Here is a 22,208-nt window from a genome sequence, read left to right on the forward strand (position 1 = left end):
GCTGGATCATGAAGACCCCCGGATACATTACCGTACGCCAACAACGGGTGGTAGTTCCGGCAGCCCGGTGTTTAACCAGCAATGGGAGCTGATAGGGCTGCATCATGCCGGAAGCGGGGAAATGCCCAGGCTGCACGGCAAGCCCGGCACCTACCAGGCCAATGAAGGCATGTGGATACAGTCCATTAGAAACGCGATCACCTTTTAAAAAACATTTTCTTTCAGATCTGTTTCTTTGATCTTCGCCTTTATAATAGCATAAGTGATTTTTGAGAACGGGTTATTGCCGCTGTCTTTTAGGGCATCAATCTCGCTCATGCCTTCGGGCGCCAGTACGCCAAACCCGGAATAATAAACGGGGTTGGTGCTAAGGATCGTGTCGTAATCCGTTTTACGGGCCATAACCCATAATCCCGGGTTCAGGCAGCTCACCTTAACGGTTGACAGGTTGCCGCCCAGTTCTTCCTTTCCTGCCTGGGTAAAGCTTAACTTTACTGCCTGGCTTTGAAAAAGGATTTCAGGCTCCTTATCGAAAAGATTATCCAGCATGCCTGCAATGGAGTTAACGGCTACTTCCGTAATACCGCCGAATCCGATTAAGGACATCAGGTTTTTTGCAGAGTCGGATTTTGCAAAAGAAAATATTTTCTGCCACCATTTGGGTTCATCGTGTTTAACCACGTTCAGCGAAATTTGCCCTATGCCGCCCGGTAAAGAAATGGGCTTATTTCCTAAAGCCGCTTCTGTACTTTGTTTAAAATCCTTTGGCTCTGCTTTTTTTCTTTTGATTTCATTATAGAGGTCCAGCCCGCCGTTGATGCAATAAAAAAGTTTTTCCAGCCCGGTAATTTTATGCTCCTGGCCTACTTTCAATTGCAGAGTAGCTTTTGTTTTGGGGTCAATATTTTCATCGGAGCCGATTTTAAAGCTCTCAAAGTCGAGCAGCATATTGATGTCGGGCTTTTCTGTTCCCTGCAATTTGGGTACCACTTCGGTCGTATTGAGCACCCTTTTATCGCCATCAGACAATTGTAAGAGGATGAATTGGTTGGATGCTTCGTCAACGCTTTCTAAAAATGATTTGGATTCATTTCCATCCGGCAGGTTTTGTTCCCATGCTGCCTGGTTAAAGAGGGATCCGCTTTTTGATTGAAAAATGGGCATAGATAAAAGTTTATTAATGAAAAAATAAAGTGGCATTTATCCGGAAACTGTATCTTTCTGTGGAGTTCATTTTCCCTGGGGTGAATGATATTGCAGATGCCGGATAAGAGGATTTTAATCAGAACAATAATATTGGAGTATATATTTTCGCAGAGCAGGATTATGAAATTATCAGGAGCAATAGCATAGTGAAAGTAATAAAAATAAGATTACGGGGGGAATAGTATTTGGCACATGAACTGGCATTTACACTGCTTATCATCGGGTCTGCCTGCTTTAATTGTCTACGATCTTTCCATCTTTCATATGCAAAACCCGGTCGCTCATTTTAGCAAGCTCCTCATTATGTGTTACAATGAGGAATGTTTGCCGGTGCGCATCCCGCAGCTGGACAAACAAGCGGTGCAGTTCCCTTGCATTTTTCGAATCAAGATTGCCTGTAGGCTCGTCGGCAAATACAATATCGGGCTTATTTATAAGAGCCCGGGCCACAGCAACGCGTTGTTGCTCGCCCCCCGAAAGTGCTGAGGGCTTGTGTTCTATCCTGTCTTTCAAGCCCAGGGTTTCCAATAAAGCCTTAGCCCTGGCTTCTGTTTCTTTTTTCTTTTTGTTGGAAAGCCATCCTGGTATACATACGTTTTCGAAAGCGCTGAATTCGGGCAGCAGATGATGAAACTGGAACACAAACCCCATATGCCGGTTCCGGAAAGCCGCCAGTTTTTTGCCATTGAGCAGATCCAGCCGCTGATCGTGCAAACTGATCTCCCCGCTATCTGCCCGGTCGAGAGTGCCAATAATGTGCAATAAAGTACTTTTCCCTGCGCCGGAGGAGCCGGCAATGCTCACGATCTCCCCGCGTTGTATGTTAAGGCTTACACCTTTCAGCACCTGAAGGCTGCCATAGGATTTTATTATATTTTTTACAGATAACATGTATAACGGCTTATTTAAAAACTGAAAATTAATCATTACCCCAACACTTAACAAAAGCAACCGCAATAATTGCCCTCAGGGATCGTTCAATTTTGCTGATCCGGATAAGTGAATTTGGAAATTACGTGCTAAACTTTACTTTTGCGGAAAATTTGGTCGTCAAACCTTTAAAAGAGGGAGAAACGACACTGAAAGCAAAATCTGATCATCGTTTAAAAAAAGTAATAAATGTTCTGGACACTTGAACTTGCATCCTATCTTGAAGACGCCCCGTGGCCCGCTACCAAAGATGAACTGATTGATTATACTATCCGTAGTGGTGCGCCTATAGAAGTAATTGAAAACCTGCAGGAACTGGAAGATGAAGGCGAGATATATGAAGGTATTGATGATATATGGCCGGATTATCCTTCACAGGAAGATTTCTTTTTTAATGAAGATGAATATTAGTGCAGGCCAATTGCGCCTCATCTGATACGTGATGGGTGCTCCTGGCTATATTGGCATTAATTTAACCGTTCTTAACAGGAACGGTTTTTTTTGCTGCATCTGCTCACACTGTGCAGCAATGATGAAAGTTTTACGCTCCGTTAAGACGGATGCGCTCATAAACCGATATCAGGGGGGGTATGAGCACTTTGTTAAAAAAAGCTTCTCAAAGTGTAAACAAAAAAAAGGTATCGGAATAGATTTTTTTAGTAGATTTACTGACCCTAAATCCCATAACGATGAGTTTTGCAAACAACCCTGAAGCGTTGCAAGCGACGCCTTCGAACATTGTTTATACCCGGCATCATTTATTCTCTTCTTCTTTCCACGAGTATGAAGACCAGGTTATGGCCTATTTTACTGACAGATCTTCCAATACAGCATTCCAATGCGATACAGAAAAGTTAAAAAAGCGTTTTGAAGCTGCCTGTAAGCAGGTTGAAAGATTTATTTTACTGCAGAAAGAACAATAATCGGGAATAGGGATAAGGCTGTCTCAAAAGGCGGGTCTTAGTGGCAAAACATAACTTTTGAGACAGCCCCGGGCAATTGCCCCGGCACGTGTCTCCACTTGCCGTAAAGGATGAGCCTGCAGCTTAATCCTCTAAAAAACTTAAGTTAACGGCCATCGTGAAGATGCCAGCCGGGGCGGCCTGCCGTGGGCGTTATTCCACCGCCCACATGAAGCAAAGCGGTGAAACAGTTTGAAATGCGCCCGCAAGCGACTTCTGAACCGGATTTATATGTAAATTGAAGACATTGAATACCTGATTTTTTACTTTTAATACTCTTCTATGAAATGGCCGGTAGAAAAACGAACGATTGTCATGGTGTTATTTGCTATTCTGGTGCTGGCATTGATCAATAATTTTGTAAGCAGGCGGCAATATGATGATCTTACAAAAAACATATCTTCTATTTATCAGGACCGGCTTATACCTGCCGGTTATATTTTTCAGATGAACGGTCTTCTTTATCAAAAACAATTGTTGCTGCAAACCATGCCCGCAAAATCTGCATCAGCCCGGCTGGATCAGCACAATGCCGAGATGTCGCGTATTATAGATGCATATGAGGCTACTTATCTTACGGAAGAGGAGAAGCAGCAATGGACAGGTTTCAGGCAACACCTGCGGGATTATAATGAAGCCGAAGCCCTGTATGGTTCATCCGCTGAACATACACATATGAACAACCTGCATTCCAGTTTTGATAAGGCGCTTCATTCCTTGATGCAGTTAAACGCAACCCAAACCAGTGAAGGGATGAGGCTTCAGAACGAATCAAAGTCTATCATTAACAGCACCATAATCCAGGCCTATCTCGAAGTTTCTTTTCTTTTTATTCTTGGCATCATAGGATTAATGCTGCTAACTGCGTCAGAAAAAGTGGTTTACCCGGTTTCGCACAGGTATCTGCACAATTAAAAAATGCTTTATTCCTTCTTAAGCTTCCAGTCCCAGCCGTGCGGAAAGATCAGACGCAAATACATTTGCAGGATCGTATTTTCTTTTAATGGTTAGCCATTCTTCGTACTGCGGGTACATAAGCCTGAAGGTTAACTTGTCGAGCATGGCATCTTTACCCAGGTATATTCTTCCCCCCGCCTGTAATACAGCCTGGTCTAACTGTTTGGTAAACGCTTTCAGGTTTTTGGTAACCGGAAAATCAATTGCCAGTGTATAGCCCTGAAAAGGGAAGGATAAGATACCCTGTCCCGTCCCCATTTTTTTAAAGACGTTCAGAAATGGGGTGCAACCGCTGGAAGCGATCATTTCCATGATATGCCTGAGATTACTCAGTCCGTTTTGTTCGGGGATCACGAACTGGTATTGAATAAAGCCCCTTTTGCCATAGCCCCTGTTCCAGTTATTGATCATATCCAGCGGGAAGAAAAATTTTTCATAATGTACATATGGTTTTGGGGAATTTTGTATGAAGCCGATCAGTTGGTTCAGCAACCGTACTGTAATATTATTCAATGCAAAGCCAGGTAAGAAAAAAGGAACGTTCAGTTTGGATGGAGCATGGATTTTTAAAGGCTCCTTTTTTAATGCTTCCGGCAGTTCCTCCAGTGTGGCAGCGTTGCCCACTGTTAACACACCGCTGCCTGATTTTTTTCCTGCAGCGAGCGGGTCAATCCAGGCAACGGAGTAATTGTAGTCTTTATATTGTTCCAGCGCATTCAGCATTTCTTCCAGGGAATTGACCTTTATGGATTGCTGTTTGAAATAAGTGGTCTCCGTTTTTCTGAGCCTGATCTTAGCCGTTAGTATAATGCCGAGTAAGCCGAGTCCGCCAAAATTGGCTATGAACAGGTCGGGATGCTCTTCTCTTGAAGCAGTGACTATATTTCCGTTGGCCAGTAAAATGGTAAAGGAGATCACGCAGTTTATGAAGGAGCCGTCTGCATGATGCGCTTTGCCGTGTATATCGTTGGCTATGGATCCGCCTATGGTTACGAACTTGGTTCCGGGGCAGATCATGGGCATCCACCCGCGGGGAGCAAATGTGGTTATAATTTCATCAAGGCTTGTGCCGGCCTCACATTCAAGGATACCCCTCTCTTCGTCCCACGAAAGAAAATGATGCATCCTGGTGCAAACACACACTTTTTTACGGGTATGGATGGACTGGTCGCCATAACTTCTGCCCAAGCCTCTTGCAATAACGGTTTCCTGCGCTATATTTTTCTTTAGTTCCTGTTCATTCGCAGGAACAGTTACGTATGAACTGGCTTTTGGATAATTGCCCCAGCCTGCTAATATTTCCTGATGTTCGGTTGCCATGGTATAAAAACGCTGCAAACTATAATTTAGTAGACAGAGATAATAATTTTTGCTTTTTTATGGGTTATTGATCACTCCCACCACTATGTCCATTACATTGGTTTGTGTAGGTCCTGTTATGATGAGTCCCCCTGCTTTTTCAAAAAAATGAAATGCATCATTGTTATGAAGATAAGCTTCCGGATCAATGGAAAGCTCATTCAATTTGATAAAAGTGTCTGAATCAATCACTGCCCCCGCTGCTTTTGTGGGACCATCCGTTCCGTCTGTACCTCCCGAAAGAATAGCAATATTATGGTTCTTCAGCCATTCCTCATCCTTCAGGGCGCATAGTGCAGCCAAAGCAAATTGCTGGTTGCGTCCGCCTTTACCCGTTCCCTGTATGGTAACTGTTGTTTCACCACCCCATAAAAGGCAGGCGGGGGAGCTGTTGTTTTCATTTTTAAGCCGGTTGATAAAAGCCCGGGCCTGCATTTCGGCCTCACCGGTTAGCACAGGCGAAAGAATGGTTGTGGCATAACCCAGCTTTTTTGCTTTTTGCTCAGCGGCATCCAGCGCTGTCTGATTCGTAGCTACCAGTGTATTATACACTTTGTTAAATGCAGGATTTCCGGGTTTTGGCGTATCCGGTATCGCTTCCTCAACCCCCCTTTTCAGCCAGTTCCGGGTACTTGCCGGAAGCTTTTCCGAAAGCTGGTATTTCTCTATGATCCTCCATGCATCCTTAAATGTTGTTGAGTCGGGTACTGTTAGCCCGCTGGCAATTACGGAGAGGTCATCACCCGGAACATCGCTTAACAGAAGTGCGATTATTTTTGCCCGGGTGTATTGCATCAGTTGCCCTCCTTTTATAAGCGACAGATGTTTTCTTACCGTATTTATTTCATCAATGGCTGCCCCGCAATCAAGAAGCAACTGTCCTGTTTGCTGCAGATCTTCCAGGCTGCAACCGGAAGGAGCATCAGCCAGCAAAGCGGAGGCTCCTCCGCTCACCAGTAAAAGAATTGTATCTTTTTCCCCGGCTTTTTTAAATAATTCTGCTACTGCTTTCCCCGCCAGCAAGCTGTTATCATCGGGTACCGGATGCCCGGCTTCAATGGTGCGGCTATAAGCCAGCTCAAGCGCATGATCGTATTTGGTAGTCACAATTCCTCCGGCTATGCAGGAGCCTAAAATTTTCTCTGTTTCCAAAGCCATTGCAGCCGCAGCTTTTCCCACTGCAGCCACATAGAGGTTATTAATGTCGGTCAACGCGAAGCTTTGGTCCGCTATTTTTATCCTGTTTCCCCGCAATTGAATATGCTGTGGAATAAAATGTGCAGGTTTTACTGCTTCTACTCCGGCAAGAAATATCTGTATGGCATCTGCTCTTGACATGCCCGAAATTAACATTAGTTTTAAATCCCCAACGCTGTTCTTCCCAATCAATTTTACATTATCTTCGGTGTCAATTAGTTGTTTAACTAACTAATTTAATATATCTTATAAACGCAAAGGATAGTTGTATGAAACGGATCATAAAAAAAGTTGCGGTGCTGGGTTCGGGTGTAATGGGTTCCCGTATTGCATGTCATTTTGCAGGAACGGGCGTTCCGGTTTTGCTGTTGGATATTGCTCCGAAAGAGTTAACGGATGCCGAAAAAGCAAAGGGGTTAACGGCCGATCATCCGGCCGTAAAAAACCGTATCGTTAATGATGCGCTGGCAGCAGCCATAAAGTCCAACCCCTCCCCGGTATATACAAAAGAGGTTGTGAAGAAGATCAAAACGGGGAACTTTACGGATAACATGAAGGATATCGCCACCTGCGAGTGGATCATTGAGGTGGTAGTGGAAAGGCTGGATATCAAGCAAAGCGTGTTTGCAGAGGTAGAGAAGTTCCGCAAACCCGGCACGCTCATCACATCCAATACTTCCGGCATCCCCATACACCTTATGGCAGAGGGCAGGAGCGAAGATTTTAAGAAGCATTTTTGCGGTACGCATTTCTTTAACCCGCCCCGTTACCTGCGGTTATTGGAAATTATCCCTACTGCTTATACCGACAGGGAGGTAGTAGATTTTTTAATGGAATATGGCGACCTGTTCCTGGGCAAAACTACCGTATTGTGTAAAGACACTCCTGCTTTTATTGCCAACAGGATCGGGGTATACAGCATGGCATCCATATTTAAACTGGTTGAAAAATTAGGTTTAAGCATTGATGAGGTGGAGGCGCTTACAGGTCCGGTTTTTGGCCGCCCCAAATCGGCAACTTTTCGTACGGCTGATGTTGTGGGCATAGATACCCTGGTTAAAGTTGCCCGGGGGGTTCATGATAACTGCCTTCAGGATGAAGCGAAAGATACTTTTATTATTCCCGCCTGGGTAGAAAAGCTTGTAGAGAACAAATGGCTGGGCGATAAGACCGGGCAGGGTTTTTTCAAAAAAATAAAATCGAAGAATGGCGGTTCCGAAATCCTGGTACTCAATCTTTCCACGCTTGAATATGAGCCCCGTAAAAAGCCAAAATTCGCAACAATAGAAACAGCTAAGGGAATAGATGATCTGAAGCTGCGTATAAAAGCGCTGGTGGCCGGGCAGGATAAGGCGGGGGAATTTTACAGGCAGTTTCATTACAGCTTGTTTTCTTATATCTCTCACCGGATACCCGAAATTTCTGATGAAGTATACCGCATTGATGACGCCATGAAAGCCGGCTTTGGCTGGGAGATCGGTGCATTTGAAACCTGGGACGCACTGGGTGTGGAAAAAACGCTTAAAGCGATGAAAGATGCAGGCTATACTGTTGCATCCTGGGTTGATGATATGCTTGCAAAAGGCAACACTGCTTTTTATAAAGTTGAGAAAGGCCTTACCTTATGTTATTCGCCTGGCGGCGGCACTTATGTTCCTACTGTGGCTGCAGGAACAGAAGAGGCTTTTCTGGTAATGAAAAATTTTGCAGGTCAAACGGTTTGGAAAAACAGTGCGGCTAATGTATATCATTTGGGTGATGATGTGCTTGGGCTGGAATGGAATACCAAAATGGGAACAATAGGGGGGGAGGTGCTTGAAGGTATTCAAAAGGCAATTGCATTGGCCGAAGAAAAATACAAAGGCGTTGTAATAGCTAACGATGGTCAGAATTTTTCTGCCGGTGCCAATGTAGGCATGATCTTTATGTTTGCAGTGGAGCAGGAGTACGAAGAACTGGATATGGCTGTACGGGCATTCCAGAATACAATGATGCGCGCCCGGTATTCGGGTGTGCCGGTAGTGGTGGCGCCCCATGCATTAACCTTAGGCGGCGCCTGCGAGTTGAGCTTGCACAGCGACAAAGCATTACCTGCAGCAGAAAGCTATATAGGATTGGTAGAACTGGGTGTGGGGTTAATACCGGGAGGCGGGGGCACCAAAGAATTCGTGTTGCGTGCTGCAGATGAAATGCACGAAGATGAGCCGGATACGATTACTTTAAAGAACCGCTTTTTAACGATAGCAACTGCAAAAGTATCTACCAGCGCTTTTGAAGCTTTTGACCTGGGCATTTTAAGAAAGGGGCATGATGAGGTGATCCTTAACCCCAACAGGCGGATTGCTGCCGCTAAAAGCAGTGTTATAGAAATATTTGATAACGGCTATGTAACTCCTGTACAGCGTACCGATGTTAGAGTAGCCGGGCGTTCTGCACTTGGGGCTTTATATGCCGGCATCAATGGTATGTGGAGAGCCAATTATGCTACCGATCATGATGTGGTGGTAGCTAAAAAACTGGCTTACGTAATGTGCGGGGGCGACCTTAGTGAGCCTTCTCTGGTTAGCGAGCAATATTTGCTTGACCTTGAAAGAGAAGCGTTCCTGAGCCTTTGCGGTGAAAAAAAGACCCTGGAACGGATACAAAGTGTTTTAAAGGGTGGCAAGCCGGTTAGGAATTAATGTGAAAATATGAAAATGCCTGCCCCCGTCCGACTGGAGTCATCCGGGCGGGCGACTGAACAAACGGGTGAGAATGTGCGGTCGGCACGCAACGAAGGAGCGTCAGACCGCACTTAAGCGCAAAGCATCAAGAGACAAATTACAAAAAGCAAATAAAATTCAAATCGTTAGCAGTTGCCACCTGACCGCTGATGCCTTATGCAAAATCATAAACGTCCCCTGAGCAGAACATAGAACATAAATATCAGCAATAAAATAATAATGGTAGCAACTACCGGGATCGTTAGTTCCGGTGATTTCTTTTTCAATAGTTTTTTTCTGCGTTTGGAAAGTTTTTTAACCAGCATTTTGTTCAGTTCATTTACCACTGCGGGAATGTTGCTCTTATCCTGCACCTGTTGTAATCCTTCTGCAGCATCGCTGTCGAAGTCGGAATCTATCAGCAGCTTTTCTATTTCATGCTTTTCTTCCGGCGACAGCTTACCTTCCAGGTAGTCCAGTAACTTCTGCTGGTCTGTTTCTTTTGAATGGGATAATATGTTTAAGAGGTCATTGTTCATATTTTTATAATTGCTTAAACTATATTTTTTTTCATTTTCTTTCCCATGATGATCTTCAGGTTGCGTTTCCCGTTTTGGATATGACTTTTGATCTGCATGGGCGAATATCCTGTTATTAATGCTATTTCGTTGTAAGATCTTTTTTGAAGGTAAAAAAGCATAATGCATTGTTTCTGATCCTCATTAAGCTCTTCCAGGGCCTCATCCAGGGCAGATAATGCAGCATCTTTTTGCCGGTGCACAGCCAGATTGCTGTTTTCATCCGGTTCTGAACCCAGCATTTTTTCCGTAACAGGCAAAGGGATTTTTTCTTTATCCCTCAGTTGCATGAGACAATAATTGCGGGCTACCATATACAGCCAGCTTTTGAAATAGGTAACGCGGTATTTTTGCAGTTCCGAAATGACCTTTAAAAAAATTTGCTGTACTGCATCTTTGGCTTCCTCCTCATGCTTTAAATATTTCATGCACACACCATACAACAGTAAGGTATAGCGCTGCATCAGTATGCCCAGCCATTTATTATTGCCATCGGCATAATAATTTTCCAGTAGCCCGGTATCTGTTATATGGTCATATTGTGAAGATGCCACACCTGCAAAATGAATTGGTTATATAAGCTTAGATGCCGATTGCTGATAATTCCATACGTCCGGGGCCAAATGGAGAAAGTTGTTCTAAAGCCGTGTGTTTATCCTCATATAACTTATTCTTTCTCCCCAAAATTTTCTTTATAAAAAAGAATTGCTTCTTCTATTATTTTAAGTGCCATTGCTTTATCCTGGAATTCATTAACGCTTACTGTTTTGTTTTCCAGTTTTTTATATTCTTCAAAAAATTGCCGCAATTCACTAAAAAAATGTTTGGGCATCTCTTCTATATTATTGATATAGTTCACACCCGGGTCGTTGTTCGCAACGGCAATAATTTTATCGTCTGCATCGCCTCCGTCAATCATTTGCATTACGCCAATTACTTTGGCCTGAACAAGACATAAGGGTTGTATACTCAAACTGGAGATCACCAGTATATCAAGAGGGTCTTTATCGTCGCCGTAGGTTTGTGGAATAAAACCATAGTTCACCGGGTAATAAAAAGAAGAATAGATGACCCTGTCTAACTTAAGCAATCCGCTCGGCTTATCTATTTCGTATTTCTGCCGGGATCCCTGGGGTATTTCTATTACAGCATTTACAATTCGTGGTGAACTTTCGCCGGGAGGTACCCCGTGCCAGGGATGAAGTACTGTTTGCATTAAGTATGTTTTATTCGGTTGTCGTATCTCCTGTAAAAGTATACTTGAAGTCAACCCACCACTCGCCGTTCCTCCTGATCAGTTTAACTTCACTGTCCTCTCTTTTGAAGGAATTGGAATAATTAATGATGGCAACAGAATCATTAAGCGGCTGGAATTTATTAATGATGATACTGGCGTCTTTATAATTGTCCTTCTCTTCCTGGCTTTCTGCAGCGTATTTTTTCTCAATATTTTCAAACAATCTTTCATTCGCGGCATCCGGCAGGATAAATATTTTGGCCCTGCGCATGTCACCGTCAAGGGCAAACCGGATAAATTCTCTTCCGGCTTCCAGCGGGTCGTCGGGTTTTTCGTAATCCTCATTTCCTGCACAACCTGTTGATATGATAAAAGTGGCTAAAGCAAAGATGATTATACTGCGCATGAAGTAATAATTGCAACAAAAATAGGAATAAAACGATTCCGTCAGTACCCTGTACGCCCGTCTCTTACTTTTACCTTTTTCTTCCCGGCATTCTTTTTTTCCCATTCGGCAACGGCTTTGGGCTTTTCAACTGCTCTTTCAGGTGCTGATACAGCGGTTGCATTGCCCGGACCTTTTTCTTTTTGTCCAAAAAAATAATTCTCCTGCTTTGTAATAAAACCTGTGTTGGGGTCGTAAAACTTCCAGGTGCCGTGAGCCACAGTGGCTACTTCTAATTTTATGATTTTTGTTTCCCATTTATCGGGAATGGCGGGATCCGGTACCTGTACAGTGTCATATGGATTTTCGGGGTTGGTAGCCCTCCAGCTTTCTTCCCGGAGCAGATCACCCATTTTGGTGAAATACTGTTGTTTGCCGTCTTTTTCGCCCCATTTGTAATTTTCCAGGGCTATTAAATCACCAACAAGATTGTATTTTCTCCATTGGCCTTCCTTTATACCATCAGCAAAGTAACCTTCTTCTTCATAACCCGGTTCGCCCCGTAGTGCATCTACATGAATTACCCATGGGCCTTGTTTTTTGTTGTTGTTATCTACCCTGTTAAGCGTATCTCCCTTTATAGATATAATATAGTCTTTTAATTGCGCGTGGCTTTGCAGGGAACTGAATAATAATGCAATAATGATATAGCGCATAGAACGATGTTTGAAGTAATACTCTGATCCTGCAAAGATATGCTCAACAACAATGCCATGTTACGCCAAAAAGTTAAAGAGGAGAAGCACATTCTCCGGCCCGCTTTATAAAAGATTACCATTTGTTAAATATCACCGGAGCCCTGTTTGCGTTTAAGAAGTAAATTTTTGATCTATGAGAGCAATGCTCAGGAGTATTTGGTGTATTATGTGTACGTGCGTTGTTTTTTCCTGTACCAAAAGTGATATTAAAACTGATTTAAATGAACAAAACCCGGCCGGCGGGCAAAAGCCGGATATTGCCTATAATGTTAATGCGGCAGTAATACTTGATATGGTGAATAGCGTCAGGGCAAAAGGATGCACCTGCGGAGATGCAGCGATGCCTCCTGTTGGCGCGCTTACGTGGAATGATTTGCTGGCCAAAGCCGCTTTTGACCATAGTAATGATATGAAAGTGAACAATTACTTTTCGCATACAAGCGGTGAAAATACAACAGCCGGCGATAGAATGAAGCTGGCAGGATATAACTGGCGCGCTTATGGCGAAAATATCGCCCTGGGTCAAACAACCGAGCAAATTGTAATGAACAGTTGGCTGAACAGCGAAGGGCATTGCAGGAACATTATGAATAAAAATTTCAAAGAAATGGGAGTGGGGCGTTCGGGCAATTACTGGACACAGGTATTTGGTGCAAAAAAACAGTAATGCTTAAAAACGCCTTTAGCTTGCTTCTGCCGGTGGCGCTCTGAACTCATTTTCGCTTTTTGATATTACGAGGGTAGCCACGCCATTGCCTATAATGTTGGTAATGGCCCGCGCTTCACTCATAAATTTGTCAACAGCCAGTAAAAAAGCCAGTCCTTCCAGTGGGATCTTATGAAGAGCGGTAAGTGTGGATGCCAGTATAATAAAGCCGCTGCCGGTTACGCCTGCTGCACCTTTGGAAGTGATCATGAGAATGCCCACTATAGATATCATTTCAATGCCCGACAGGTGTACATTGTATAACTGTGCAAGAAAAATAACGGCCATGGAAAGGTAGATAGATGTGCCGTCCAGATTGAAAGAATAACCTGTGGGAACAACCAGGCCAACAACGGGTTTACTGCATCCCATCTTTTCCAGTTTTTCCATCAGGGAAGGCAGGGCGGTTTCTGAAGATGAGGTTCCCAGCACAATAAGCAGCTCTTCCTGTATATTGCGCAGGAACTTCCAGATGCTCAGCTTATAGTAACGCAGGATGAGCCCCAATACAATAAAAATAAACACCACCATTGTGCCATACATGGTAAGCATCAGTTTACCCAAAGGGATAAGTGTTTTTATACCGAATTTTCCTACTGTATAGGCCATTCCTCCAAAAGCTCCCAAAGGCGCCAGGTACATTACATACTTTAGTGCTTTAAATACGAAGTTTGTAGTTTTCGTTAGCAGGGGTATAACTTTATTCTGGTGTTTGCTCATACCCAGTAAAATACCGCATACGATGGCTACTATAAGCACCTGCAATGTGAAGTTCTCCCTGATAAAATGAACCCAGTTAAAATCGGCATTGCTTCTTTCATATGCGGAAGCATCCTTTATAGCAAGGCCGGCTTTGTCTATTTTGCCCGGTTGAACAATATTGGCAAATACAATTCCAATGATAAGAGCAATGGTGGTAACAATTTCAAAATAGATGACTGCTTTTAACCCTATCTTTCCTACTTTTTTAAGATTGCCCATTCCTACAATGCCCAGCACAATGGTGAGAAAAATAATAGGGCCGATAAAAAGTTTGATCAGTTGTATGAAGCCTGTACCCATCCATTCGGCCTTTATGGCCGTTGCCGGGAAAAAGTAGCCCAGCAATACCGCAATAACAATAGCAAGTAAAACCCAGAAAGTAAGGTGGGAGACAATACGTTTAAACCCTTTGGCTGGTTGCATGCATACTATATTGAAGCAGTGGGTGAACCTATAAAAAAATTTAAATGTAGTGTAAAATGCAATACAGGCTGTGCGTTATGAACATTCTTTTGGATCCGCAAATATGGGTAAGAGAATAATGCTTTTATTTGTGATGAAATTATCTGTTCAAAAATGGGAATTGATATAGATCGGTTAGATAATGTATTTTTTATTGGCATTGCAGGCACCGGCATGAGCGCATTGGCCCAATACCTGGCGGGTATGGGAAAACGGATATCGGGGTCCGACCGGTATTTCTCTACAGGCAGCTCCGGTGATGTGCAGATAAAACTGGAGCTTGCAGGAATACGCTGCTTCATGCAGAACGGAGAAGGTATTACAACCGATACCGGGCTTGTGGTAGTATCTGCAGCGGTTGAAGACACTGTAACAGAAGTGCAAAAAGCAAAGCAACTGGGCATACCCATTGTTAAGCGGTCGGAACTGCTTGCTGTTATTGTCAAAGGCCGGCGAACCATTGCTGTTGGAGGCACTTCCGGGAAAAGCACTACAAGTGCCATGTTATTTGAAATTTTGAAGCATGCAGGGCTTGAGCCTGGTATTATAAGCGGCGCCGGGCTGGTGAGTCTTATGCGGCAGGGCAAAATCGGCAATGCTGAAACAGGGAAGGGAGAATGGCTGGTGATCGAGGCGGATGAAAGCGATGGATCCATTGTGCAGTATGAGGCCGAAATAGGCGTGGTATTGAATATAGATAAGGATCACCAGGAGATAGATGCGCTGATGGATATTTTTGATGTGTTTAAAAGAAATACAAAAGGAACATTTATTGTAAACCGGGCGCATCCGCTGGCAGCAAAGCTTTCACGGGATATCAAAACAGATTTTTCTACAAACAGCAGTTCCGGTGCAGGCTATATTGCCGCAGATTTCAGGCAGGAGGGGTTGCATATTGAATTCCGGGTTAACGGTATTCCGTTTTCATTGCATACCGTAGGGAGGCATAACATGGAAAATGCGCTGGCAGCGGTAGCCGTTGCCGGTATTCTGGATATTGATTTACCAACCTGTGCTGTTGCATTAGAAAAATATGAAGGTATTTACAGGCGGCACCAGGTTATAGGCAATAAGCATGGCGTATGGCTGATAGACGATTATGCGCATAATCCCGCCAAGTGTGCTGCGTCCATAGCTGCGTGCCAGTATATTGCTCCAAAAGTTATAGCATGGTTTCAACCTCACGGCTATGGCCCCACGCGGTTTTTACGTCATGATTTTGTGGAGGAAATTGCTGCTGTTTTACGGACTTCCGACGAAATATGGATGAGTGAAATATTTTATGCGGGGGGTACTGCGGTTAAAAATATCTCCGCTAATGATCTGATCAATGATTTGAAGGCATTTGGGAAAAAGGCTTTTTTTGCAGAGCGCCGGGGAGATTTCCCGGAAAGGGTGCGGCATCATCTTACCGATAACTGTGTATTGTTGCTTATGGGTGCAAGAGATCCCTCCCTGGAGGCATTTGCACAAGAAGTATGGGAAGCGTTATAGGGAAACTCCCCGTTAAGCTGTTGTTTTCATTTTTATATTCCACCATATTCCTTTAAAAAAAGACCGGAGATGCGTGAACTGCCTTTTTGTTAGAAACCTGATAGCGTTGCCAGGCACGGCAAAAAGAGCAAAAAAGGAAAAGAAAATAATAAATTGTAACAGATTGCTGTTCCGGCGCATAAAAAGGATACGGTTCCGGGTAGTATAATAAACATGAATGGCGCTTTTGGGGGAGGAGAGAAGTGGGCTTTTATTGTAAGCCACAGCTTTAGGCTGGTATAAAATTTTATATCCTGCTTTTAAAATGCGGGCACTTATATCGGAATCATCAAAATAAGTAAAGAAATGTTGTGGCAGCATACCCGGATGTTGAATCAGGCTTTTTCTTATCATCATAGCACCGCTATATGCTCCGTGGGTGTAAAGAGGGGTGTCATATTGCCCCTTATCTTCTTTTTTGTTGCCAATGATGGTGATCCGGCCGGTTATCCTGTTCAGCGCGTTGTATCCCGCATATTGTATAATATTTTTTTTATGAAAAGAACGGATTTTAGGACAGGTCACCCCAAGTGCATGGTTTGTTAGAAACGGCGACAGAAGATCACCCAATAAATTTTCTGTCACTTCTATATGATTGTTAATCAGTAAAATAAAATCACCTTTTGCTTGCTGTACAGCCCAGTTTATGCTACCTCCTGCATAAGATTCCATTTTTAAAACACGCGTATTGGGAAAATTTTCAGCCGCTATCCTGCCTGTAGGGTCGGCAGCAGAGCCCATATCGCAGACCAGTATCTCGTAATTTTTGTACAGCAACTGCCTTGTAGATGCTAAAAACTGACAGGTAATTTCTGTTTGGTTCCAGTTAAGGGTAATAATGGTTATTAAAGGCTTTGCTTTTACAAGGAGGAATTTTTTTTCTGCTATGGTATTATTTCTCTTCATATTAATAATAAAAAACTTGGCGAACGTTGAGAAATAAAGGATTTAAATACAGTTTTCCAAATAGGAGTTAAAGTAGGAATGTATTGGATCAAACAATCCGGAAGGAACAACAGCATTTGTATACCGTGATAAAAATAATGAAAATATATTTTTTTACCCTGTACAGTTCTTTACATAATCGTTGGTAATAAGCTGCAGTTTTGCTTACAAATTTATTCAAGTAAATGATAATAAATATTATATGCATTTTTTTATTTTTAATAATTTAAATTCCTTCTCAATGGGAATTTATCTTTTGGTAATCAATTCAGGTAGATAGTTCATAGGAATATAAAATAGATGGGCTATTTAAAAAAACAACTTATTGATTTTTAAGAGAAAGATATAGGGGAATGAAATTTTTATTGGTAAGAAGTACGCATTTTGTTCGGATCGGTCCAATCATATTCTGTTCAGTTTAAAGTTTTCCACTTTTAGCATTTATTAAGTAATTGGTATAATACTTGCAGTCTTCTTGACTCTTTATATAACATACTAAATCCAGTTACTATGCGTAAACTTTACTTAAGGTTTTTCCGCAGGAAAACATTATGCACCTACTATGAATAGACTGTTTTTTGTAGGTGCTTTTTTAATGTCAATTAATTTTTAACCCCCTTTTTATTTCCTGAAAAATCATGAACCAGAACCAGAAATGTGGCATCGTGCCCAACGTACCATTGCGAACTCTATTTTCATTTTTCATTTTTCTTTCCTCTTTTTTCATTTTCAGTATTCAAAGCTCATTTGCACAATATCAAAAAACGCAAAGGGCTGTTTCTACACAGGTATCTCCTACCATACTTGGTTTTTATGAGTCTCTGCCTGTTGATTATGCTTCCAACCCAACAAAAAAATATCCGCTCCTGATCTTTTTGCATGGAGTAGGAGAATTGGGAAATGGAACAACCCAACTACCATTGGTATTGAAAAATGCCGTTCCAAAATTGCTGAATCAGGGAACTTTCCCGGCTTCTTTTACGGTTGGCGGCGAGAAGTTTTCTTTCATTGTAATATCCCCCCAGTTTACACGGAGCTCAGGTCAACCGGAAGCAATTGAAGCAATGATTAATTATTGCATACAGCACTACAGGGTTGATGTTTCGCGAATTTACCTTACGGGGCTGAGCTTAGGTGGAAAAAGGACCTGGGATTTTCCTGCGTCCAGTAAAGACAGGGTGAGCAAGCTGGCGGCAATAGTTCCGGTTTGTTCGGGAGCATCAGGAACAGCTTCCGGCATCACCACTGTAACCGGCGCAAACCTTCCGATGTGGTTTTTGAACAATTCCGGTGATCCGTATATTTCTGCAACGAAGGCCCAGGAACTGGTAAATAAAATAAACGCTACATCAATATCTCCCAAGGCAAAGATCACCATACATCAGGCCGGTGGACATGATGCATGGACCAAATCATATGATCCCAACTTCAGGGTGAATCAAATGAATATATATGAATGGATGTTGTCTTATAGGAAGGGGTCAGCGCCACAGCCTGCTCCTGCGCCTGCCCCCGCCGCCCCGGATCCATTACCGGTTGCACATGCCGGACAAGATATTGTCATTACTCTGCCTGCCAGCAGTGCAGCCCTTGATGGTAGCAAATCGATAGCACCTTCTGGTAGTACTTACCGTTGGGAGCAAACCATCGGTCCCGGGACCGCTACGATAGGCAGCCCGTCTGGAATTAAGACTTCTGTTTCGGGGCTTAATAAAGCCGGCGACTATGCGTTCCGGTTAAGGGTAACCGATACAAAAGGAAACGTATCTTATTCGGTTGCGCATGTTATAGTAAATGCAGCAGCTGTTTCTACATTAAAAGCTGTTGCAGGAAGCAATCAAACTATTACACTCCCCAAGAGTAGTGTAACTTTAGATGGTACAGGGTCAAGCGGACCTTCAGGTCTTACGCATTTGTGGAAACAAACAGCCGGCCCCAAAACGGCTTCAATTGGAAGCATCTACAGCATTAAGACTACTGTGTCCGGGCTTACCAGTGAAGGAACTTATTCTTTTCAGCTTCAGTTAAAAGATACAAAGGGCAATATTGCCGTATCTACGGTAAATATAACTGTGCAGGATGCTGCTCCTTCAACGACTACGCTCAAATCGGTGGCTGGTCCTGATCAAACCGTAGCTTTGCCTGCCAGCAGTGTGCAGTTAGACGGTACCGCATCTTATGGGCCTGTGGGCCTAACACATCTGTGGAAGCAAACAGGAGGACCTAAAACAGCCACAATTGGAAGCATTTACAGTATTAAAACTACTGTATCCGGGCTCACTACTGCCGGAGATTATTCATTCCAACTGGAGTTGAAAGATACAAAAGGCAATCGGTCAACATCTACGGTGCACGTAATTGTAAAAGCTGCTTCTACCGTTCCTCTGTATGCAGATGCCGGTCCAAATCAAACGATAACGCTTCCCGTTACGAAAGTTAAGCTTAACGGCAGTGAAAATTCAACTGCACCTTCAGGCAGCACGCATACCTGGTCGCAAGCCGTTGGTCCTGTACAGGCAAAGATCGCCGCTCCCTGGAGTATAGGTACGGATGTAACGGGACTAACAGTTGCCGGCACCTATAAATTCCGCCTGTTAATAACAGATCCTAAGGGGAATTCAGTTAGTTCTTACATTACTATAACAGTGAAATCCGCTGTATCTGCCAGAACTATGGCAAGTCCGGATGTGAATATTACTCAGGATCAGTCATTACAGGCAGCAGTACCTGAAGTTTTATCTGCTCCGGCAACGCTGGAAATGACGATCAATCCTAACCCTGTAAAATCAGATATGAACATACGCATTGGAGGCAGAGCCACAGGGAAGACGAATATGATTGTATATAGTTTGACCGGGCAGGTGTTGCTGCAACAGGAATTTATGAAAAATACCTCAGGATCGTTGAGCAAAACGTTTAATGTATCCAAACTTGCCGCCGGTACATATATTGCACAAGTTATTGTTGATAATAAGTACAGGAAAACCATGAAGATCTTAAAGCAATAATTATCAATAGCATCTTTTAGATGAAACTGCCTCAGAAAGTATTCCGGGGCAGTTTTTTTATTGTTAAAACCGCCATACGATAATGAACTGGCCTTTACTATGCTTCAGGTTTTTACCTCCGATCTTTTGAATCTTTTCTTGGGCATAACCTACATTGCGATATTGTGCTGGTCAAATCTTAAATCAAGTTTTTCCGATCAAAGTTTCAAAAACAATTTTCGTGGCAGTAATGATTTTTGAAATTGGAACGGAGCATATCTTACTTTTTATCATTCGGTAATCCTGCTAATATAATCCTTTCTGTTTCGGCATTTGGTTTGAGTACATCAACAGGTAAGATTGATTTCAAATAGCTTTCAGTAATTATGATATGATAGTTTTTATGACAATGCTTTAGTTTTTAAAATACATTTCAAGACCGGCATACGCTCATTAAAAAATATACGTTGAATATTTTATTGAACTAACCTTAGAATTTTTAGAAATCCGTATCCCTGAAAACCATGAAACAGCTAAACCAGATTCATCTTTGGCGTGGAAAGGCTTTGCTTTTCTTATTGTTCATTTCCTTTTTGCAACCTTCGTTTTCACAGGTTCAAACACAGAAACCGGTGTATATGACGTTTGGCGAGAATATAAAAGGGTATTATGAATCATTACCTGTTAATTATGCATCTCAACCAACTAAGAAATTTCCGCTGATTATTTTTCTTCATGGGAACGGAGAACGCGGAGATGGTTCTGCCGCCCAGCTTCCGAGAGTTTTAGTAAATGGGCCACCCAAACTTATAAACCAGGGCAAATTCCCGTCTTCTTTTACCGTGGGAGGCGAGAGCTTTTCTTTTATTGTGATTTCTCCACAATCAAAAGAGCCCACCAACTATGTTCCTTCTATTGATGCTTTGGTCAAGTATTGTATTTCGAAATACAGAGTTGATGAAGATAGAATATATCTAACCGGGCTTAGTTTAGGTGGTTATATGAGTTGGAGATATGCAAGCCGGTCTAAAGCAAATGCCAGCCGCATAGCTGCGATGCTGCTTGTTTGCGGGGGAGTACTTCCCCGGGATGGTGAGGCTTGCAATATAGCTTCATCAAAAATGGCAATGTGGGGAACGAATAACTCCGGAGATACAGGTGCCCCGCCATGGAAACTGGACTCTTGTGTAAAGGCAGTAAATGCCTGTATCCCGCCTCCCGACCCTAAAGCCAAACTAACGGTTTTTAATGCCAACGGGCATGACGCCTGGTCAAAAACCTATGACCCTAACTTCAGGGAGAACGGGCTAAACGTATATGAATGGATGCTCTCTTATAAAAAAGGAGGTTCAGTGGCCGCCCCGCCGGTAGCTGACGCGGGCACCAATCAAACGATAACGTTACCGTCTAACAGCATCACACTTGACGGATCCAAATCAACAGCTCCCGCAGGAACAATTACCGGTTATGCATGGGCAAAAATATCGGGACCCCCGGGCGGTGCAATATCTTCGCCGAACAGCGCAAAATCTTCTGTAGTAAATCTTGTCGAAGGCACATATCAATTTCAGCTAAAGGTTACAGATAGCAAAGGCGGTACTTCCACAGCAGCGGTAACTATAAAGGTTAATCCTGCTCCATTGCCGCCGGTAGCCAATGCAGGCAGTGCACAAACCATTACGCTTCCTGTCAGCAATGTAAACCTTGACGGAACAAAGTCAACTGCTCCTTCGGGAACCATAACCAGTTACCAGTGGACTAAACTTTCCGGCCCTTCTTCCGGAACAATTGCATCACCCGCTGCTTCTTCCACTTTGGTTAGCGGCCTTGTAGAAGGTGTATACACTTTTCAATTAAAAATAACCGATAACAATGGTGGTACTTCAACAGCTACCGTTAACATTACTGTTAATGCTGCGCCAGTGCCGCCCATCGCCGATGCCGGTAACGATCAAACAATAGACTTACCTGTTAACAGCGTAGTACTGGATGGCAGTGGCTCTGCCGCTCCTTCGGGTAGCATCAGCAGTTATGAATGGAGTAAGGTATCCGGCCCGTCTAATGAAGATATAGTGACGCCATCCGGTGTTAGTACAGCAGTAACCGGACTTACAGAAGGTATATATCAATTTGAATTGAAAGTTACAGACAATAATGGCGCTGTGTCGTCTGCAACAGTAACTGTAACGGTAAATGCAATTGCTGCTCCTCCTGTAGCTAACGCAGGAAATGCTCAAACAATAGTACTGCCAAACAACTCAGTAGTATTAGATGGAAGTGGATCTGCCGCACCAGGCGACAAAATTAGCGGATATGAATGGCGTAAGGTTTCCGGGCCGTCAAATGAAATAATTGCCGAACCCGTTCAGGCGATCACTGCGGTGACCGCACTTACGGAGGGAGTATATAAGTTTGAATTAACAGTAACAAACAGCAAAGGTCTTTCCTCTACATCCGTTGTTACCATTACCGTAAAAGCCGCACCTCTGCCACCGGTAGCCGATGCGGGAGCAGATCAAACCATCACTTTGCCGGCCAACAG

Annotated in this window: 20 protein-coding genes; 9 read left to right on the forward strand and 11 right to left on the reverse strand. The window is 43.3% G+C overall.

The window, feature by feature from the left end; genetic code table 11:
- On the forward strand, window positions 1–208 hold a 208-nt coding region (locus PLH26_RS08440; protein WP_324585574.1), incomplete at its 5' end, for a trypsin-like peptidase domain-containing protein.
- On the opposite strand, the gene PLH26_RS08445 is transcribed toward PLH26_RS08440, so the two are convergent.
- Together PLH26_RS08445 and PLH26_RS08450 are read right to left on the reverse strand one after the other, a co-directional pair.
- The gene (locus tag PLH26_RS08445) at window positions 205–1,164 is read right to left on the reverse strand and encodes a hypothetical protein (protein ID WP_324585575.1); all 960 of its coding nucleotides are present in this window, start codon (window positions 1,162–1,164) and stop codon (window positions 205–207) included. The genes PLH26_RS08440 and PLH26_RS08445 overlap by 4 nt on opposite strands.
- A gap of 276 nt (window positions 1,165–1,440) precedes the next feature.
- Entirely contained in the window at window positions 1,441–2,097 is a 657-nt protein-coding gene (locus tag PLH26_RS08450) for an ABC transporter ATP-binding protein (RefSeq protein ID WP_324585576.1), read from the reverse strand.
- Window positions 2,098–2,325: 228 nt separating this feature from the next.
- Here PLH26_RS08450 and PLH26_RS08455 point away from each other — a divergent pair, with 228 nt between their 5' ends.
- From PLH26_RS08455 to PLH26_RS08465, 3 genes are all read left to right on the forward strand, one after another.
- Window positions 2,326–2,547 carry a DUF2795 domain-containing protein gene (locus PLH26_RS08455; protein WP_152268726.1) on the forward strand — a complete coding sequence of 74 codons (222 nt, stop codon included), beginning with the start codon at window positions 2,326–2,328 and terminating at the stop codon, window positions 2,545–2,547.
- A 278-nt stretch (window positions 2,548–2,825) separates the two neighbouring features.
- A complete protein-coding gene (locus PLH26_RS08460; RefSeq protein ID WP_324585577.1) occupies window positions 2,826–3,059 on the forward strand; it encodes a hypothetical protein in 234 nt (77 codons plus the stop codon).
- A gap of 321 nt (window positions 3,060–3,380) precedes the next feature.
- Window positions 3,381–4,013 (forward strand): MCP four helix bundle domain-containing protein, encoded by a 633-nt coding sequence (locus PLH26_RS08465; protein WP_324585578.1) that lies wholly within the window; start codon window positions 3,381–3,383, stop codon window positions 4,011–4,013.
- A gap of 18 nt (window positions 4,014–4,031) precedes the next feature.
- On the opposite strand, the gene PLH26_RS08470 is transcribed toward PLH26_RS08465, so the two are convergent.
- Together PLH26_RS08470 and PLH26_RS08475 are read right to left on the reverse strand one after the other, a co-directional pair.
- Window positions 4,032–5,375: an FAD-binding oxidoreductase gene (locus PLH26_RS08470; protein WP_324585579.1), complete on the reverse strand. Its 1,344-nt coding sequence runs from the start codon at window positions 5,373–5,375 to the stop codon at window positions 4,032–4,034.
- Between the two features lie 57 nt (window positions 5,376–5,432).
- Window positions 5,433–6,752, reverse strand: coding sequence for a glycerate kinase type-2 family protein (locus PLH26_RS08475; protein ID WP_324585580.1), 1,320 nt, complete (start codon window positions 6,750–6,752; stop codon window positions 5,433–5,435).
- A gap of 128 nt (window positions 6,753–6,880) precedes the next feature.
- On the opposite strand from PLH26_RS08475, the gene PLH26_RS08480 reads away from it, so the two are divergent.
- Window positions 6,881–9,292, forward strand: a complete 2,412-nt coding sequence (locus tag PLH26_RS08480; RefSeq protein ID WP_324585581.1) for a 3-hydroxyacyl-CoA dehydrogenase/enoyl-CoA hydratase family protein — start codon at window positions 6,881–6,883, stop codon at window positions 9,290–9,292.
- 206 nt (window positions 9,293–9,498) lie between these two features.
- Here the strand turns inward: PLH26_RS08480 and PLH26_RS08485 are convergent, their stop codons facing one another.
- The 5 genes from PLH26_RS08485 to PLH26_RS08505 all read right to left on the reverse strand — a co-directional run bounded on the left by PLH26_RS08485 (window position 9,499) and on the right by PLH26_RS08505 (window position 12,229).
- Complete coding sequence (locus PLH26_RS08485) at window positions 9,499–9,852, reverse strand: hypothetical protein (RefSeq protein ID WP_324585582.1); 354 nt, start codon at window positions 9,850–9,852, stop codon at window positions 9,499–9,501.
- A 14-nt stretch (window positions 9,853–9,866) separates the two neighbouring features.
- Window positions 9,867–10,445 (reverse strand): RNA polymerase sigma factor, encoded by a 579-nt coding sequence (locus tag PLH26_RS08490; RefSeq protein WP_324585583.1) that lies wholly within the window; start codon window positions 10,443–10,445, stop codon window positions 9,867–9,869.
- A gap of 113 nt (window positions 10,446–10,558) precedes the next feature.
- The gene (locus PLH26_RS08495) at window positions 10,559–11,107 is read right to left on the reverse strand and encodes an inorganic diphosphatase (protein WP_324585584.1); all 549 of its coding nucleotides are present in this window, start codon (window positions 11,105–11,107) and stop codon (window positions 10,559–10,561) included.
- 10 nt (window positions 11,108–11,117) lie between these two features.
- Window positions 11,118–11,534: a hypothetical protein gene (locus tag PLH26_RS08500; protein WP_324585585.1), complete on the reverse strand. Its 417-nt coding sequence runs from the start codon at window positions 11,532–11,534 to the stop codon at window positions 11,118–11,120.
- A gap of 41 nt (window positions 11,535–11,575) precedes the next feature.
- The gene (locus PLH26_RS08505; RefSeq protein ID WP_324585586.1) at window positions 11,576–12,229 is read right to left on the reverse strand and encodes a toxin-antitoxin system YwqK family antitoxin; all 654 of its coding nucleotides are present in this window, start codon (window positions 12,227–12,229) and stop codon (window positions 11,576–11,578) included.
- 208 nt (window positions 12,230–12,437) lie between these two features.
- On the opposite strand from PLH26_RS08505, the gene PLH26_RS08510 reads away from it, so the two are divergent.
- A complete protein-coding gene (locus tag PLH26_RS08510) occupies window positions 12,438–12,938 on the forward strand; it encodes a CAP domain-containing protein (RefSeq protein ID WP_324585587.1) in 501 nt (166 codons plus the stop codon).
- 15 nt (window positions 12,939–12,953) lie between these two features.
- Here PLH26_RS08510 and PLH26_RS08515 read toward each other — a convergent pair whose 3' ends face one another.
- Window positions 12,954–14,162: a cation:dicarboxylate symporter family transporter gene (locus tag PLH26_RS08515; protein WP_324585588.1), complete on the reverse strand. Its 1,209-nt coding sequence runs from the start codon at window positions 14,160–14,162 to the stop codon at window positions 12,954–12,956.
- Between the two features lie 153 nt (window positions 14,163–14,315).
- On the opposite strand from PLH26_RS08515, the gene PLH26_RS08520 reads away from it, so the two are divergent.
- Window positions 14,316–15,695 (forward strand): UDP-N-acetylmuramate--L-alanine ligase, encoded by a 1,380-nt coding sequence (locus tag PLH26_RS08520; protein ID WP_324585589.1) that lies wholly within the window; start codon window positions 14,316–14,318, stop codon window positions 15,693–15,695.
- Between the two features lie 12 nt (window positions 15,696–15,707).
- Here PLH26_RS08520 and PLH26_RS08525 read toward each other — a convergent pair whose 3' ends face one another.
- A complete protein-coding gene (locus PLH26_RS08525; protein ID WP_324585590.1) occupies window positions 15,708–16,640 on the reverse strand; it encodes a glycosyltransferase family 2 protein in 933 nt (310 codons plus the stop codon).
- 677 nt (window positions 16,641–17,317) lie between these two features.
- On the opposite strand from PLH26_RS08525, the gene PLH26_RS08530 reads away from it, so the two are divergent.
- Both PLH26_RS08530 and PLH26_RS08535 read left to right on the forward strand, forming a co-directional pair.
- The gene (locus PLH26_RS08530; protein WP_324585591.1) at window positions 17,318–19,687 is read left to right on the forward strand and encodes a PKD domain-containing protein; all 2,370 of its coding nucleotides are present in this window, start codon (window positions 17,318–17,320) and stop codon (window positions 19,685–19,687) included.
- Window positions 19,688–20,304: 617 nt separating this feature from the next.
- On the forward strand, window positions 20,305–22,208 hold a 1,904-nt coding region (locus PLH26_RS08535), incomplete at its 3' end, for a PKD domain-containing protein (protein ID WP_324585592.1).

The organism is Agriterribacter sp., from assembly GCF_035444585.1.
Lineage (GTDB): Bacteria > Bacteroidota > Bacteroidia > Chitinophagales > Chitinophagaceae > Agriterribacter.